General features: G+C 71.6%; 18 protein-coding genes. 9 read left to right on the forward strand and 9 right to left on the reverse strand.

The window, feature by feature from the left end; genetic code table 11:
• Positions 1 to 60: 60 nt before the first annotated feature.
• The 3 genes from CCL05_RS04780 to CCL05_RS45890 all read right to left on the reverse strand — a co-directional run bounded on the left by CCL05_RS04780 (position 61) and on the right by CCL05_RS45890 (position 3,053).
• Positions 61 to 1,152 carry a C40 family peptidase gene (locus tag CCL05_RS04780; RefSeq protein WP_086559229.1) on the reverse strand — a complete coding sequence of 364 codons (1,092 nt, stop codon included), beginning with the start codon at positions 1,150 to 1,152 and terminating at the stop codon, positions 61 to 63.
• Positions 1,153 to 1,370: 218 nt separating this feature from the next.
• A complete protein-coding gene (locus CCL05_RS04785) occupies positions 1,371 to 2,192 on the reverse strand; it encodes an SAM-dependent methyltransferase (RefSeq protein ID WP_086559230.1) in 822 nt (273 codons plus the stop codon).
• Between the two features lie 360 nt (positions 2,193 to 2,552).
• Entirely contained in the window at positions 2,553 to 3,053 is a 501-nt protein-coding gene (locus CCL05_RS45890) for a calcium-binding protein (protein ID WP_244204154.1), read from the reverse strand.
• A gap of 667 nt (positions 3,054 to 3,720) precedes the next feature.
• On the opposite strand from CCL05_RS45890, the gene mshA reads away from it, so the two are divergent.
• Both mshA and CCL05_RS04800 read left to right on the forward strand, forming a co-directional pair.
• Positions 3,721 to 5,058 carry a D-inositol-3-phosphate glycosyltransferase gene (gene mshA / locus CCL05_RS04795; protein WP_167409510.1) on the forward strand — a complete coding sequence of 446 codons (1,338 nt, stop codon included), beginning with the start codon at positions 3,721 to 3,723 and terminating at the stop codon, positions 5,056 to 5,058.
• Positions 5,051 to 5,560 (forward strand): type III secretion system chaperone family protein, encoded by a 510-nt coding sequence (locus CCL05_RS04800; protein WP_086559232.1) that lies wholly within the window; start codon positions 5,051 to 5,053, stop codon positions 5,558 to 5,560. The genes mshA and CCL05_RS04800 overlap by 8 nt, the downstream gene beginning before the upstream one ends.
• On the opposite strand, the gene CCL05_RS04805 is transcribed toward CCL05_RS04800, so the two are convergent.
• Positions 5,538 to 6,356 carry a helix-turn-helix domain-containing protein gene (locus tag CCL05_RS04805; RefSeq protein WP_086559233.1) on the reverse strand — a complete coding sequence of 273 codons (819 nt, stop codon included), beginning with the start codon at positions 6,354 to 6,356 and terminating at the stop codon, positions 5,538 to 5,540. The two genes, CCL05_RS04800 and CCL05_RS04805, sit on opposite strands and share 23 nt — an antisense overlap.
• Before the next feature lie 49 nt (positions 6,357 to 6,405).
• Here CCL05_RS04805 and CCL05_RS04810 point away from each other — a divergent pair, with 49 nt between their 5' ends.
• Positions 6,406 to 6,849 carry a DUF2000 domain-containing protein gene (locus CCL05_RS04810; protein WP_086559267.1) on the forward strand — a complete coding sequence of 148 codons (444 nt, stop codon included), beginning with the start codon at positions 6,406 to 6,408 and terminating at the stop codon, positions 6,847 to 6,849.
• 69 nt (positions 6,850 to 6,918) lie between these two features.
• A complete protein-coding gene (locus CCL05_RS04815) occupies positions 6,919 to 7,650 on the forward strand; it encodes a YqeB family protein (RefSeq protein ID WP_244204155.1) in 732 nt (243 codons plus the stop codon).
• A 2-nt stretch (positions 7,651 to 7,652) separates the two neighbouring features.
• Here the strand turns inward: CCL05_RS04815 and CCL05_RS04820 are convergent, their stop codons facing one another.
• Entirely contained in the window at positions 7,653 to 8,093 is a 441-nt protein-coding gene (locus CCL05_RS04820) for a DUF5707 domain-containing protein (protein ID WP_086559235.1), read from the reverse strand.
• Between the two features lie 200 nt (positions 8,094 to 8,293).
• Between CCL05_RS04820 and CCL05_RS04825 the strand changes: the two genes are divergently transcribed.
• Genes CCL05_RS04825 through CCL05_RS04835 form a run of 4 tightly spaced genes read left to right on the forward strand, consistent with a single transcriptional unit; the run spans position 8,294 to position 11,628 of the window.
• The gene (locus CCL05_RS04825; protein ID WP_244204156.1) at positions 8,294 to 10,102 is read left to right on the forward strand and encodes a sensor histidine kinase; all 1,809 of its coding nucleotides are present in this window, start codon (positions 8,294 to 8,296) and stop codon (positions 10,100 to 10,102) included.
• Positions 10,099 to 10,590: a hypothetical protein gene (locus CCL05_RS45895; RefSeq protein WP_244204157.1), complete on the forward strand. Its 492-nt coding sequence runs from the start codon at positions 10,099 to 10,101 to the stop codon at positions 10,588 to 10,590. The genes CCL05_RS04825 and CCL05_RS45895 overlap by 4 nt, the downstream gene beginning before the upstream one ends.
• The gene (locus CCL05_RS04830; protein WP_086559236.1) at positions 10,587 to 11,264 is read left to right on the forward strand and encodes a response regulator; all 678 of its coding nucleotides are present in this window, start codon (positions 10,587 to 10,589) and stop codon (positions 11,262 to 11,264) included. The genes CCL05_RS45895 and CCL05_RS04830 overlap by 4 nt, the downstream gene beginning before the upstream one ends.
• Positions 11,265 to 11,310: 46 nt before the next feature.
• On the forward strand, positions 11,311 to 11,628 hold the full coding sequence (locus tag CCL05_RS04835) for an SCO4225 family membrane protein (protein ID WP_244204158.1): 318 nt from the start codon (positions 11,311 to 11,313) through the stop codon (positions 11,626 to 11,628).
• A gap of 134 nt (positions 11,629 to 11,762) precedes the next feature.
• On the opposite strand, the gene CCL05_RS45905 is transcribed toward CCL05_RS04835, so the two are convergent.
• Positions 11,763 to 12,341 (reverse strand): hypothetical protein, encoded by a 579-nt coding sequence (locus tag CCL05_RS45905; RefSeq protein WP_244204159.1) that lies wholly within the window; start codon positions 12,339 to 12,341, stop codon positions 11,763 to 11,765.
• A gap of 123 nt (positions 12,342 to 12,464) precedes the next feature.
• Entirely contained in the window at positions 12,465 to 12,833 is a 369-nt protein-coding gene (locus tag CCL05_RS04845) for a hypothetical protein (RefSeq protein WP_086559238.1), read from the reverse strand.
• Positions 12,834 to 13,038: 205 nt separating this feature from the next.
• Here CCL05_RS04845 and CCL05_RS04850 point away from each other — a divergent pair.
• A protein-coding gene (locus tag CCL05_RS04850; RefSeq protein ID WP_425275889.1) for an IS5 family transposase occupies positions 13,039 to 13,901 on the forward strand; the annotation gives its coding sequence in 2 pieces (ribosomal slippage) (positions 13,039 to 13,386 and positions 13,389 to 13,901; 861 coding nt in all).
• Positions 13,902 to 13,917: 16 nt separating this feature from the next.
• Here CCL05_RS04850 and CCL05_RS04855 read toward each other — a convergent pair.
• Together CCL05_RS04855 and CCL05_RS04860 are read right to left on the reverse strand one after the other, a co-directional pair.
• Positions 13,918 to 14,346 (reverse strand): nuclear transport factor 2 family protein, encoded by a 429-nt coding sequence (locus CCL05_RS04855; RefSeq protein WP_086559239.1) that lies wholly within the window; start codon positions 14,344 to 14,346, stop codon positions 13,918 to 13,920.
• An 80-nt stretch (positions 14,347 to 14,426) separates the two neighbouring features.
• Positions 14,427 to 15,038 carry a DinB family protein gene (locus CCL05_RS04860; protein ID WP_086559240.1) on the reverse strand — a complete coding sequence of 204 codons (612 nt, stop codon included), beginning with the start codon at positions 15,036 to 15,038 and terminating at the stop codon, positions 14,427 to 14,429.
• Positions 15,039 to 15,114 lie beyond the last annotated feature (76 nt).

The raw sequence follows: 15,114 nt of genomic DNA on the forward strand, positions 1-15,114 counted from the left end.
GGGGTGGGCTGGGTCACGTGGCCCGGGCCGCGTGACCCCTGGGGCGGTGCCTTCCCCCGCTCAGTCGGCGTCGGCGGCGTCCGGTCGTACCACCCCGAGGATGGGCATCGACCCGGCCCCCGCGAGGGTCACCGTCCGCCCGGGCCGCGGGGCGTGCACGATCGCCCCGTCGCCGACGTACATCGCGACATGGCTGGCGTCGTCGAAGTAGATGATGAGGTCGCCGGGCCGCATGTCCTGGATGTCGATGTGCCGCAACTGCTTCCACTGTTCCTGCGAGGTGCGCGGAATGCCGCGGCCGGCGGAGATCCAGGCCTGCGAGGTCAGCCCGGAGCAGTCGTAGGTCTTCGGGCCCTCGGCGCCCCACTGGTACGGCTTGCCGATCTGGGCCGTGGCGTACGCGACGGCCTTCTTGCCCTGCTCGGAGGCCTTTCCGCTGATCTCGTCGAGGATGCCGGAGCCGAGCCAGGCGGTCTGCGCCTTGCCGGCGGCCTCCTTCTCCAGCTCGGCGAGGCGCTCCTGCTCCTCCTTCTGGAGCTCGGACTCGAGCTTCTCCGCTGCCGCGATCTGCTTCTCGACCTTCTTGCGCGCGGCGGCCTTGGCCTTGCGGCCCGCCTCCAGTTTCTTCCACTGCGCGGAGGCGTCCTGCGCGTACCGCTCCAAGTCCTCCTGGGTGCGGGTCAGTTCGCCGATCAGGCCCTTGGCCGCGTGCTGGCCCTGGCGCACCCGGCCCGCCCCGTCGAGGAACTCCTGCGGATCGTCGCTCAGCATCAGATGGGCCTCGGGCGGCAGGCCGCCGCCGCGGTACTGGGCGGCGGCCGAAGCGCCCGCGCGGTCCTTCAGTTTCGCCAGCTTCTCCTGGCCCTTGACGATCTTCTTGGCCAGCTTGACGAGCTCGGCGGACTGCTGGTCCGCCTTCTCCTCGGCGGCGTTGTACTCGTCGGTGGCGCGGGCCGCGGCGCGGTAGAGCTTGTCGAGCTTCTCGCGTACGGCTTCCAGGTCCTTGCCGGGCGCGCGCGTGGCGCCCGCGCTCGGGGTGGGTGCCGGAGTGGGGCTGGGGCTCGCGAACGCCGTGCCCGGTGCCGCCAGCACCGTGAGCGCGCAGACCACGGTCACGGCCGTCGCGATCAGGCCACGCTTGCCCGGTCCCATACCCAAGCCCCCAAACTGATTAACCGTCAGTAACATCCGGTACGCCTGGGGATGCTGCCACGTCGGCGTGCGAAGCGACAGGGGTAGTACTTCCCGCAGTCCCCTCCCCGATATGCCCCCGGCATGACGATCTCCCCGCCTGTGTGACGAACGACTCAAAGAGATCGTTCCCGGCGGGCCGGGCCGGGCCGGTGCGGTCCCGTACGGTCCGGGCGGATTCAGTCCCGGGGTGCCAACGCCTCCCACCGCACCGTCACTTCGCCCTGCCGCCACCGCACCGGCCCGTCCGCCACGGGCCAGTCGGCGGTCAGGTCCCGTACCGCCCGGATCCAGCGCTGGCGGGCGCCGTAGGACGCGTAGGGCGCGGCGGCGGCCCAGGCGCGGTCGAAGTCGCGTAGGAAGGCGTGCACCGGCTCGCCCGGGACGTTGCGGTGGATGAGCGCCTTCGGCAGGCGTTCCGCCAGGTCCGAGGGGCGGTCCAGGGAGCCGAGCCGGGTCGCGAAGGTCACCGTGCGCGGTCCCTCCGGGCCGAGGGCGACCCAGACGTGCCGGCGTCCGATCTCGTCGCAGGTCCCCTCGACCAGCAGCCCGCCGCGCGCACCGGTCGCCGGATCGGCCGGCGCGAGCCGCCCGCACAGCCGCTGCCAGACGGCCTCGACCTCGCCCTCCGCGTACTGCCGCAGCACGTTCGCCGCGCGGACCAGCAGGGGCCGCTGCGGGATCGGGATCTCGAAACCGCCGTGCCGGAAGACGAGCCCCGCCCGCTCGTACGGCAGCGCCGCCGCGACCCGGGCCGGCTCGATCTCGACGCCCACCACGCGCGCGCGTGGCGCGACCGTACGCAGGCGGTGCAGCAGTTCGACGGCCGTCCAGGGGGCGGCGCCGTACCCGAGGTCGACGGCCACGGGGTCGGCGGCACGACGCAGCTCGGCGCCGTGCGTGGCCGCGATCCAGCGGTCCATGCGGCGCAGACGGTTCGGGTTGGTCGTCCCGCGCGTCACCGTGCCCACGGGGCGGCGGGCGGCGGCGCGGGATGTCATGCGTACGAGGTTAAGCGCCTTGCCAGGGGTGAAGCCCACTAGGGATCGGCCGGGGGATCGGCCCGGGGATCGGCCGGGGTCTCGCCCGGGGTCTCGCCCGGCGCCCCGCCCGGGGTCTCGCCCGGGGACCGGCCCGGCGCCCCGCCCGGGATCTCGCCCGAGGACTCGCCCGGCGCCCCGCCCGGGGACCCGCCCGAGGACCGGCCCGGGACCGGCCCGGGACCCGCCCGAGGACCGGCCCGGGACCGGCCCGGGGCCCGCCCGGGACCGGCCCGGGGCCCGCCCGGGGACCGGCTCGGGGATCGGCCGGGGACCCGCACGCCGCCTGGCCGCGCGGCTCCCCGGGGCGGGGAGAAAGCGTCAGTCCTGCCGGACGATGTTCGTGCCCGGTCCGCCGGAGAGCGTGTCCGCTCCGGGACCGCCGTACAGCTCGTCGTCGCCGCTGTTGCCCCATATCCGGTCGGCGCCGCTGTTTCCGTACAGGATGTCGTCGCCCCTGCCGCCGTACAGCTCGTCGTCGCCGGCCCCGCCGTACACCGTGTCGGCCCCGTCGTCGGCTCGCAGGATCTGGTCGCCCGCGCCACCGCGGAGGACGTCGTCGCCCGGGCCGCCGTCCACGATCTCGCCGTCGATGCCGGCGTAGAGGGTGTCGGCGCCGTCACCGCCTCCGGCGTATCCCAGCGCGCCCACCCTGATGATGTCGTCGCCCGCGCCGCCCCGGACGGTACTGCCGTCGACTCGCCGGCCGGTGGCACCGGTCCACTCGTCGTTGCCGTCGCCCAGCTCGACCGTGCTGAAGTAGTAGACCTGGTCGGTGGCGTTGTCGAAGGAGACGGTGTCGTCGCGGTCGGCGAGGTCCATCTCCAGGGAACTGACCGGGGACTGGCTCTCCGGAGCCTCGACCGTGCAGGAGATCTTGGTGTGGTCCGCTGTCGGGGTAGCCGCAGCCGTTCCCGGCGTCGATCGGGACGACGTCGTCGATCACGTAGGTGAACTGGGAGCGGTCGCTGGTGAACGACTGCGTGACGGCCACCTTGTTGGCCTGCCCGGGGGCGGCCGTGTAGGTGAGCTGCCAGCCGTACTCGTTCACCGCGGCGGTGGCCGCCGGCTCCGCCGCACCGGCCGGGCCGGCCAGGGCGATCGGAACGGCCAGGACCATGCCGAGAACCGGCGTCAGAACCGCTGAGGCGCGTAACAGCCGGCGGCTGTCCGGGCGAGAGGACATTGCTCAACCTCCGTGAGGATGTGTGGATCCTTCCGCAGGCTGTGACCGGTCGGGCAGGCGCCGGGTTGTCCGCGGTACCGGCCTCGACATCCCTTCCACGGTCTTTTCATCGCGGGGACAGCGCGAGTGACCTGCGATTTCCGATCGAGTTCAGCTGCCCGCCACCCTCGAACGGTTGAGCGAGAAGCGGTAATGATTCGGTAAAAGTCGCGAATCGGGAAATGGAACCCAACCCTCCGGTGTTGACCGCTGCAGGGCACATGGGCCCTGCGAAGGCATGCCCGAAGCGAGGAGGAACGCCACGTGAGCCAGTACATCGGCAGGCTCGGGCGGCGCTCCGCGTCACCGCCCACGCGCCTGCGGCTGCACCGAAGGCCCCGCCGGGTGGCCATGCTCTCCGTGCACACCTCCCCGCTCCACCAGCCGGGCACCGGCGACGCCGGCGGCATGAACGTCTACATCGTGGAGCTCGCGCAGCGCCTCGCCGCGATCAACATCGAGGTCGAGATCTTCACGCGCGCGACCTCGGCCGCCCTCCCGCCGACCGTCGAGCTCGCCCCCGGCGTCCTCGTCCGGCACGTCGACGCCGGCCCCTACGAGGGCCTCAACAAGGAGGACCTCCCCGCCCAGCTGTGCGCCTTCACGCACGGCGTGATGCAGGCCTGGGCCGGGCATCGCCCCGGCTACTACGACCTGGTCCACTCCCACTACTGGCTCTCCGGCCACGTCGGCTGGCTGGCCGCCCAGCGCTGGGGCGTCCCCCTGGTGCACGCCATGCACACCATGGCCAAGGTCAAGAACGCCAACCTGGCCGACGGCGACACCCCCGAACCGGCCGCCCGCGTCATCGGCGAGACCCAGATCGTCGCCGCCGCCGACCGCCTCATCGCCAACACCACCGAAGAGGCCGACGACCTGGTACGGCACTACGCGGCCGACACCGACAAGGTCGCCGTGGTCCACCCGGGCGTCAACCTCAGCCGCTTCTCGCCCGCCGACGGCCGCGCCGCCGCCCGGGCCCGTCTCGGCCTTCCGAGGGACGCGCTCATCCCGCTCTTCGCGGGCCGCATCCAGCCCCTGAAGGCCCCCGACGTGCTGCTGCGCGCCGTCGCCGTCCTCCTCGACGAGCGCCCCGAGCTGCGCTCGCGCATCCTCGTCCCCGTCGTCGGCGGCCCCAGCGGCAGCGGCCTCGCCAAGCCCGAGGGCCTGCAGAAGCTGGCGGCACGCCTCGGCATCGCGGACGTCGTACGGTTCCACCCGCCGGTCGGCCAGGAGCAGCTCGCGGACTGGTTCCGCGCCGCCTCCGTCCTGGTCATGCCCTCCTACAGCGAGTCGTTCGGCCTGGTCGCCATAGAGGCGCAGGCGGCGGGCACCCCCGTGCTGGCGGCCTCGGTCGGCGGTCTGCCGGTCGCCGTGCGCGACGGCCACACCGGCTTCCTGGTGCGCGGGCACCATCCCGCCGACTACGCGCGCGTGCTGCGCGAGTTCGCCGACGACCCGGAGCTGTCGCCCCGGCTGGGCGGGCAGGCCGCCCGCCACGCCCAGTCCTTCGGCTGGGACACGGCGGCCGCCACCACGGCGGACGTGTACACGGCCGCGATGCAGGCGCACCGCCGTCGCGTACGCTCGCAGCATGGGTGAAACCGATCTGGAACAGCGTGCGGCACAGGTCGTCGAAGGAGTGCTGAAGGACGCCGACCTGGAGTGGGAGAGCCCCCAGCCCGGCACCTACGTGGCCCAGCTCCCCGGCACCCGCAAGCTCAAGACGACGGTCTCCCTGATCGTCGGCCGCCACTCCCTGTCGCTCAACGCCTTCGTCATCCGCCACCCCGACGAGAACGAGCAGGGCGTCCACCGCTGGCTCCTGGAACGCAACCTCAAGCTCTACGGCGTGAGTTACGCCGTCGACCAGCACGGCGACGTCTACGTCACCGGCCGGCTCTCCCTGTCCGCCGTCACCGCCGACGAGATCGACCGCCTGCTCGGCCAGGTCCTCGAGGCATCCGACGGCAGCTTCAACACCCTCCTGGAGCTGGGCTTCGCCTCGGCGATCCGCAAGGAGTACGAGTGGCGGGTGTCCCGCGGGGAGTCGACGCGCAACCTGGACGCGTTCTCCCACCTCACACAACGCCCCGACCGGTAGGCCCTCCCGCCCGGTAACGCCCGGGCGGCACGCCCACCAGCTTGCGGAAGTGCCGGGTGAGGTGCGACTGGTCGTAGAACCCGGTCTCGGCCGCCACCTCTCCCGGTGAGCGCCCTTCGAGCAGCAGCCGCCGGGCGCGGCCCACGCGCAGGGACGTCAGGTACTGGTGCGGGGCGATGCCGTAGGCGGCGCTGAACGCCCGTACGAGATGGGCGGGATGGGCCCCGACGAGCCCGGCCGCCTCCCGCAGCCCGACGCCCTCCACGACCCGCTCGTCCAGCAACTCCCGCAGCCGCCGCGCGAGAACGGGATCCGCGGGACGGGGCGTGTCGCTCTCGCCCCGCAGATGGCCGCGCAGCCGCTCCCCGACGAACAGCAGCCTGCTCTCGGCCTCCAGTTCCTCGCCGGGGCGCAGCAGCGCGCCGTGCACCTGCCCCACCCGCTTCCGCAGCAGCGGATCGCGCAGGTCCGGCCGGTCGACGGCGGCCCCGATCAACTCGTCCCCGAGATAGGTCCCGTCGAGATACAGCACCCGCTTGCGGAAGCCCTCCGGGGTGACGGGGGAGCCGTTGTGCGGCACGTGCGGCGGCAGCAGCGACACGGTGTCGTGCGGGGTGCCGTGCTCGTGCCGGTCGAGGTCGTACCGCACGGCGCCCGTGTCGACGATCAGCAGCGTCCAGGCGTCGTGGACGTGCATCGGGTACGCGTACTCGGTGAAGCGGGCGTGGAAGACCTCGACGACACCGGGCACGGCGGGCCGCCAGGCGGAGACGCTCCGGGCGGGCTGGGAAGCCATGCAAAAAACGTACAAGACCCCGGCGGGTGCCGCCGGGCACGCTCGCATCATGAACACGCACACCGAACCGGCCCCGGAGCCGATCCGCTTCGACACGAAGATCGCCGTACTGCTGCGCGCCGACCTGGAGCCCTGGCAGCGTCTCAACGTCACGTCGTTCCTGGTCAGCGGCTTGGGTACGCAGGTCCCCGAGGTGGTCGGCGAGCCGTACGAGGACGCGGACGGCGTGCCCTACCTGGCGATGTTCCGCCAGCCGGTCCTGGTCTTCGAGGCCACGAAGGAGATCCTGACCACGGCCCACACCCGCGCCCTGTCCCGCTCCCTGCCCCGCGCGATCTTCACCTCGGACCTGTTCTCCACGGGCAACGACCGCGACAACCGCGCGGCCGTACGGTCGGTGCCGACGGCGGACCTGGATCTGGTCGGCCTCGCGGTCTACGGCCCGAAGAACGCGGTGGACAAGGTGGTGAAGGGGGCGCGGATGCACCCGTGAGACCAAAGTCGGAGGCCCGTAGACCAACGGCTGATGACAGCACACCCGGCACTTCCAGAGACTCGTTCCATGGAGGAAGCCAGGAAGGTGCACATGGGGAAGCGGCCTGTTCCGTCGCCGGAGGAGTCCACGGAACTCGCGGAGTCGGCATGGGCCATCGTGCTCTTCTGCGTCGGCTGCGGTGCCGCCGCCGGCGTGCTGCTCCCGCTCCTCGCCCGCCTGCTGCTGAAGCTGCCGTGGGCACCGCTGGAGGGCCCGGCCGAACTGCTGACCTCGATCCCGGAACCGGCCCTCACCCTCGGCACGGTCGCGGTGGGCGCACTCGGCGGCCTGCTGCTGGGTCTCGCCGCCGCGCACGAGTCGCTGTCGGTCCGCGTCCGCGACACGCACCTGGCCCTGACGATCAGGGACAGCACGCGGGAGTTCACCCGCGAGGAGATCGCGGTGCTGTGCAGGGACGGCAAGCAACTCGTGGTGCTGGCCCCCGACGGCATGGAACTGGCCCGGGAGGAGTGCGGCCTGCCCTGGCCCCGCCTGGCCGACGCCCTCGCCGGGCACGGCTACCGCTGGGCGCAGGAGGACCCGTACCGCGCCGAGTTCCGCCGCTGGGTCCCCGGCACCCCCGGTCTCCCCGAGGGCGCGGACGCCCTCCTGCGGGCCCGCGCCCAGGCCCGCAAGAGCGACGACGACGCCGAGGACGCCCGTGAACTGCGCCGCGAACTGCTGCGGCTGGGCGTGGTCGTACGGGACGAGGGGAAGCGGCAGTACTGGCGGCTCGTCAGCGGTGACGTCAGCGGGTGACGTCAGCGGGTGACCTCGAACGCGGCGGCCTGGGGCACGAACGTCGTGTCGCCGTCCTCGCCCGTCGCCAGCGCCGAGACGTACCAGGTGCCGGTGGCCAGCTCGGCCGCCTCCTCCTTCGTGGCCCGCACCGTGTACGTGCAGCGGGACGTCTCGGCGTCGGTGCTCCGGCACGTGGCGCTCTCCGCGGAGCGCAGCTCCGCCTCGGTGGGGTCGAGCTTCGAACTGGCGGGCCAGGCGAGGACCTTGAGGCTCCGGACGCCCGAGTCGTCGCTCACCTCCGTCGTGAAGGTGAGCGTGCCGGTACCGCCGTAGCGGGCCGAAGTGTTCGCCAGGGACGGGCCGGTGGAGGCGGAGGCGGCCGTAACGGCGAGGCCGCCGGCCGTGATTCCGCCGATGGTGACGATGCCGACGAGCGACGCGACGAGAGTGCGCTTGGACATGGGAAATCCTCCAGGATCGGCCGGAACGCGACGTTTCCCGATGCGGGATGTCGATGTGATCGAGCGTAGGGACGGCACGTCGCCCGGGCCTCACGCTGCGGAACGGTCGTCCCCGCGACGTCTGTAACCCAGGTAAGAGACCGAAATCCGCCCGCAGCCGGAGAGGCGCCCCTGGCCTGCGGCCCTAGCCTGGTCGGGTCATGAATCGAACCGACGATCGACTTCTCCCGGTCGCGCTGATCTGCGCCCAGGCCGCGGTCTGGCCCGGCGCGGCGCTGCTGCGCGGGACCGTGCCGCCCGCCTTCGACCTGCTCGTGGCGGCCCTGGCCGGCGGCCTGGCGACGGCCGTGCTCGCCCTGCGCCGTACCCGCCCGGTGACGACCCTGGTCGTGATCGCCGCCGCCCTGGCCCTGGGCGCCGGCCCGCTGCCCACGGGTGCGGTCGCGGTACTCGGCACGGCAGGGGTCGGACTGGCCCTGTTCAGCGTGGCGACGGAACGCGACACGTACACCGCCGTCCTGTCCGTCGTCACGCTCGCCGCCTGGCAGTCACTGCACGGCCTCACCCTGCACGGCCTGAGCGCCCCGGACGGACTGGACCTGGTCCTGACCGCTCTGCTCTACGCCGCCGCGTGCGGCTCCGGCCTGCTGGTACGGCGTACCCGGCGCGCTCGGCAGGCCGCCGAGCACCTGCTGAAGCGGGCCGAGGCCGAGCGCCACCGCCTCCCGGAGGCCGAACGGCGCCGTATGGAACGGGAACTGCATGACGTGAGCGCCCATCACCTGACCGCCGTGGTCGTCACGGCCGGGGCAGCCCTCGGGCTGCGCGACCGACGCCCCGAACTGGCCGCCGAGGCCCTCGCATTCGCGACCGAGACGGGCCGCGAGGTCACCCGGGCGCTCGGAGCGGTCCGTGCACCGGCACCCTCACAGGAGGAACTGCCGTCTGCGGACGAACGGTTGCGGGCTCTCGTCGCCGGGTTCCGCCGCCTCGGCCAGCAGGTGGACTGCGAGATCGACCCGCTCCCGGACGGCACCGTCGCGGACGCCGCGTACGGCATCGTCCGCGAGGCCCTGACCAACGTGACACGGCACGCGCCCGGCGCGCACACGACGGTCCTGTGCCGGTACGGCGACACGCGCACGGAGGTGGCGGTCAGGAGCGCGGCGCCACCGGCCGGCTCACCCGCCCACGGCACAGGCCTCGGCTCGGGCCGGGGCCAGGGTTTCCTGCGGTCCCGGGCGAGGGAGGCGGGGGGCACGCTGACGAGCGGCCCGACAGCGGAAGGGGGCTGGGAGGTCAGGGCGGTCCTGCCGGGCCGGAACGCCGGTTCGGTCGAGCGAACCGTTCCCCGGACCTACCGCCTGGCACAGCTGACGGCCGCCGCCGGTCTGGCCGGGCAGCCACTGCTCCCGGTGCTGGTGATCCGGTCCTCCGAAACCACGCCTGGGTCCCAGGTGTCCGCCGGAGTCCTCTTCGCGCTGCTGGCCGCCGCGCAGGCGGTGGCACTGCTGTGGCTGGCGCGAGCGCCCAGGGCTGCCTACGGGGCCCTGCTCGGGCTCGTGTTGCTGTGGCCGCCGGCGATGGAGGCGGGCGGCTACACCGGGCCGGTGCTCCTTCCGCCGCTGCTGAGCATGATCGCGACCTGTACGGCGCTCGTGGTGAGGGCGGCGCGAGGGGCCGCAGCGCCGACGCCCGGCCGCTTCCCGAGCGTGCTGGTGGCAGTGCCGGTGCACACGCGGTCGCCGCGACGGCCGCCGTCCTGGACCGGGGTACGACGCTCCCCGTCTGGGCGGTCGGAGCGAGCGCGACGGCCGGAGCGGCTCTGGCTGCCGGCACGGCTCACTGGTACGGAACCATGCGCGGCCGGCACGACGCGGCCGACCGCGGTAGTCGGGACGAACGCCTGGCCACCTGGACCGAAGAGGCCGTCCGAGAAGCATGGGCCGAACGCCGCCGGATCGCCACCGGCCTGGAGACCACCGTCCTGGCACGCACCGCCGACATGATCGCGGAGGCGGAGGCGGGGCACCTCGACGCGACAGCGGACCGCGCTCGCGAGGCCCTGGCAGCGATGCGAGCCCTGCTGGACACGGTGAGGGAGGGCGATCCGGCCCCCGACCTACGACCGCAGCCCACCCTCCAGGCCCTCGACCTGCTGGCCCACCAGTGCCGGGCGACGGGCCGGGACGTGGAGATACGTCTGACGGACCGCGTGCCCGAGCGTCTGCCGACGGCGGTGGACCTGGCCGCCTACCACGCGGCCGAGACGCTGCTGGCGGCCGGCGGCACACGGCCGGCCCTGCTCGAACTCGACGCGGACGGCGATACGTTGACCCTCACGGCCACCGGGGTGACCGCCGCAGCCGAGCCGGACGTCCGCCGGCGCCTGGAAACCCGCATCAAGGCACTCGACGGCACTCTCACCACCGGCCCGGGAGGCGGCACACTCCGCATCGGCCTGCCCCTGTCCGCGGAAGAGGAGACCGAGCGATGAGCCTCAGAGTGCTGGTCGTCGACGACCAGGGCATCGTACGAGCGGGCTTCGCGGCGGTGATCGACGCCGAGGACGACATGACGGTCGTGGGCGAAGCCGCCGACGGCGTGGCAGCGGTACGACTCGCCGAAGACCTCTCGCCCGACGTCGTCCTCATGGACGTACGCATGCCCGAACTGGACGGCATCGCCGCCACCCGCATCATCACCGCCCGGGAGAACGCCCCCCGGGTCCTGGTCCTGACCACCTTCGACCTCGACGCCTACGTCTTCGACGCCCTGCGCGCCGGTGCCTCCGGCTTCCTCCTCAAGGACGTCCACGCCTTCGAACTCCTGCAGGGGATCAGGGTGGTGGCCACGGGCGAGTCGGTCCTGGCCCCGTCGGCGACCCGACGCCTGATCTCCCACTACGCGTCCGGCCCGGGCCCTCGCACCGCCGGCGGCCCCCGCGAACTGCAGACCCTGACCACGAGCCAGCGGAACGTGCTGGGCCTGGTCGCGGCGGGCCTCAACAACGCGGAGATCGCGGACACCTTGGGCATCACCGTCGGCACGGTGAAGTCCCACGTGAACGCGCTCCTGCGCAAACTCGGCCTACGAGACCGGGTCCAGGCCACGATCCTCGCGTACGACCTGGGCCTGGCCCGCCCGAACCAACCTGGCACGCACCTCTGACCCCCCGATGACATCCCGATGACCTTCCTGACGGAGGAGTCCCACCGTGACCGCTGCACCTCCAGGCCGCTCGCTCTCCCGCAAGGCGGCCCACGCCCTGCGCCATCCCGCCGCTCTCGTCTACCTCGCCGTCTGCGCGATCCTGCTGGTCTGGGCGCTGGCGGTGACGCTGGCCGACGGTTCGGACGAGTCGATGGCGGGGGTGATCCCGCTCCTGGCGACGGCCCCCGTGAGCCTGGTCCTGCTGATGCTTCCCGACCACGGCTCGATGCTGGTCGTCGCCGTCCTGCTCGGGGCGCTGGTGAACGCCCTGATCATCGGCATGTGCGCCCGGGCGCTGCGCAAGGGCTACAGCGCGAACTAGGGTCCGTCTTCAAAGGGATCTTGCCCAGAGCAGGAACGATGCGAGGGTGACCGCCGCTTCGTAGGAAGTGGCGGTCTTTTCGCATCTGGTGGCGATACCGCGGAAGCCCTTGAGCCGGTTGAAGCAGCGCTCAATCATGTTGCGTCGCCGGTAGGTCTCCCGAAAGTGCCGCTGCGGCCCGGGGCGAGGCGGCCGGCGATCTGCTTGGAGTCGGCCTCGATATACAGGAACTCTGTCTCGCCACCCGTGGTGGCGCCCTGTGCGTCGTAACCGAAGCTGTCCAGGTCGTACGGCGTCTTCGTGCCGTTGGTGATGGTGAAGGTGACGCGCAACGGAATCATGTCGGCGTCGGGCTTGGTGTCGTACTCGCCCCAGCGAGTGATGGTGCGGATGCTGTCGACCTTGACCTTCAGGCAGTCGGTGTAGGCGAAGGTGTCGCCCACGGCCAGCTCCGTGTCCGGCTGCTCGTCAGCGGTCGGGCTGTCGCTGGCGCACTGCTCCAGCCAGTCCGCCTGGGAGAGGTCGGAGTCGGGACCGCAGTCGGGTGCGCTGGAGGCCAGCGAACTGACTGCGGCGGTGGCGCGCTCGGCTTTGCCCTGCGAGGGTTCGTCGCTGCTACAGGCAGTGAGGGTGGGGCGAGGATGGCGACGGTGGCGAGCGCGGCTCTTCTGGCGTGCATGGTCCCCCCATGGACGCTGCTGACTGCCCGTCATCGTGGGGGTGCTGTGCACCTTGTGGTGACGTGAGCACGGTTCGTGGCAGGGCTGTGACATGAGCGAGCCCCGCCACCGCTGGTGACGTGGGCCCGCCCGCCCAGATGCTCTGATGCGATGAACCTACGGGTACACGATGTAGGCGTAGCAGTCAGCGCAGCCCTTGATGTACGCCCAGCGGAACTTGCCCTTGGGGCTGGTCCGAGTGATCGACCTCGGGTCGTTGCTCCACTCGCCCAAGCTGTCGCCCATCATGCGGAGCCAGACGTGGCCAGCGCAGTGGCCAGACAAGCTGTCCTTGCCGGCCACCGCCTTCGTAGAGGAGATAGTCAGGCTGTAGTAGGTCTCGCACGAACGCTCGTAGAAGAAGTGGCCAGGCTTGTCGTCGTAGATCGTGTCGCCCGGGCCGATGTCACGCGCGGAAGCGGGCGTTATGGCGAGCATGAAGGCCGTCGCGAGAATGCCGAGGACGGTGACGACGCGTTTACCCATGAGGGTCCTCCCCCTGTTTCTGTTGCCCGTGGTCGGTGCGGTCTGACAACCGCGGCCAACGTAGTGAGCCTGCCGCAGAGGAGGTACCTATAACTCTTCAGGGTGCACCGGGAGTTCGCATGGGTCGGCCCGGGGCGCTGTGGTGGCGTCCCGGGCCGTTCTAGGGTCCGTCTTCAAGATCATCCGGGTGGTAGATCATGGTGTCGTGGTACGACGTCATGAACTCATCGACCTGGAGTGGGACTTACTCGCTCCGCTGATACCCCGAGCCGCGACGGGGCGGCCACGCGTGGAGGACCGGCAGGTCATAAACGGGATGGTCTACAAGATCCGCACCGGGATCTCCTGGCGTGACCTGCCGGAGCGCTACGGGCCGTGGAAGACCGTGTACACCCGCTTCCGCCGCTACGCCCTCGCCGGAGTGTTCACTCAAGCCCTCCAGCAGACCCAAGCCCGTGCCGACGCGGCCGGAGACATCGACTGGCTGGTGCAGATCGACTCCACCGTCGTCCGCGCTCACCAACCCGCCGCCGCTACCGGCCGAAAAGGGGGCGGCATCGCCAGGACGAACCGGATGATCACGCCCTCGGCCGATCCCGAGGCGGACTGACCGCCAAAGTCCACCTCGCCTGCGACGGCAAGGGCCGCCCGCTCGCGATCCTGGTGACGCCCGGCCAACGCCACGACAGTGTCTGCGCACGCCCTCTGCTGGAACGGATCCGTGTTCCCCGCACGGGCCCGGGCCGACCTCGGTGCAGGCCCGACCAGGTCATCGCAGACAAGGCCTACAGCTCCCGCGGCTTCCGCGCCTACCTGCGAAAACGCGGCATTGCGCACACCATCCCCGAGAAGACCGACCAGCGACGGCACCGGCTGAGGCGCGCTGGCCACGGCGGCCGACCGCCAGGGTTCGACCGGGAGACCTACCGGCGACGCAACATGATCGAGCGCTGCTTCAACCGGCTCAAGGGCTTCCGCGGTATCGCCACCAGATACGAAAAGACCGCCTCTTCCTACGAAGCGGCGGTCACCCTTGCATCGTTCCTGCTCTGGGCAAGATCCCTTTGAAGACGGACCCTAGATCTCAGGGCGTGCACGCCGCGGCGATCGACGCGCTGTTCTCGTAAAGATGGTGCCGGGTGATCCGCCCGCCCTCGACGGTGAGCCGCAGCGCGAAGGGCCCCGAGAAGGACTTGCCGGTCGCACGGACGGTCCCGGAGAGGTGCCCCATCAGAACGGCGTCGGCACCGTCGACGAGGATCGTGTCGATGGACGCGCGGGCGTCTTCCGGCACGGTGTACTCGGCCAACTCATGGGCCTGTGCGGCACATTCGGCGGCCGTGGACCGAGGCCGTATCCAGGGAACGCCGGGGTTCTCGGCCAGCATCCAGTCGACCTGTTCCGCGAAGAGCCCGGTGAGCCCTTCGGTGTCGCCGGCGAGCCGGAGTTCGAGGAACTTCTGGACGGTGGCGCGGGTGGTGTTGGCGGCGGCCGCGGTGCTGGTGGCTGTCATGGGAGAGAGCTTGCCGGGATGCCGAAGACCGGTCGATTACGCCGGAGGTAAGGACGCGGCCAAGGCGCGCCCTCGTGCGATCACTGCCCGACCCGTCCGTCGATCAGCTCACGCAGCAGGTCGGCGTGGCCGCAGTGACGCGCGTACTCCCCGATCTGCGCCACCAGAACGTCACGCAACTGAAGCTGCCCACCGGGCTCGGCCCCGAGGTCGGAGTACCCGGCGTTCTGCGTGCCGAGGTCGCTGACACCGGCCAGATACCGATTGTTGAGCTCCACCTCGGTCCGCCACTGCCGCCACGCCTCCTCCACGATCACCGGGTCCGCGACCGCCCCGTTGAAGTCACCGTCCCGGTCCTCCTCGGTCCGGTACAGCTTCGGCGCGTCGTCCCCGGCCATCACCCGCCGGAAGTGCCGCTCCTCCTCGGCCAGATGCCGCACCAGCCCCAGCAACGACATGGTGGACGGCGGCGCGGACCGCCGAGCCATCTGCTCCGCGTCCAGCCCCGCGCACTTCATCTCCAGGGTGAGGCGATAGTGCCGCAGGTTCTCCAGCAACGCCCCACGCTCATCGACGATCTCCACCTCGGTCTCGCGCGGGTCGTCGTCCGGATCCACCCACATATCGGGATAGACGCTCGCCCGCGTCCACCGAGTCACCGCTGGGTCACTGACGTGCTCGTTGGAGACCATGGGGGGATGGTGGACGGTGCGGGGAGGGTTCCGCCACTGAATATCGAGCTCGGCGCTGCCGTTGGACTTATCTCGT

The organism is Streptomyces africanus (genome assembly GCF_002150735.1).
Classification (GTDB): Bacteria; Actinomycetota; Actinomycetes; order Streptomycetales; family Streptomycetaceae; genus Streptomyces; species Streptomyces africanus.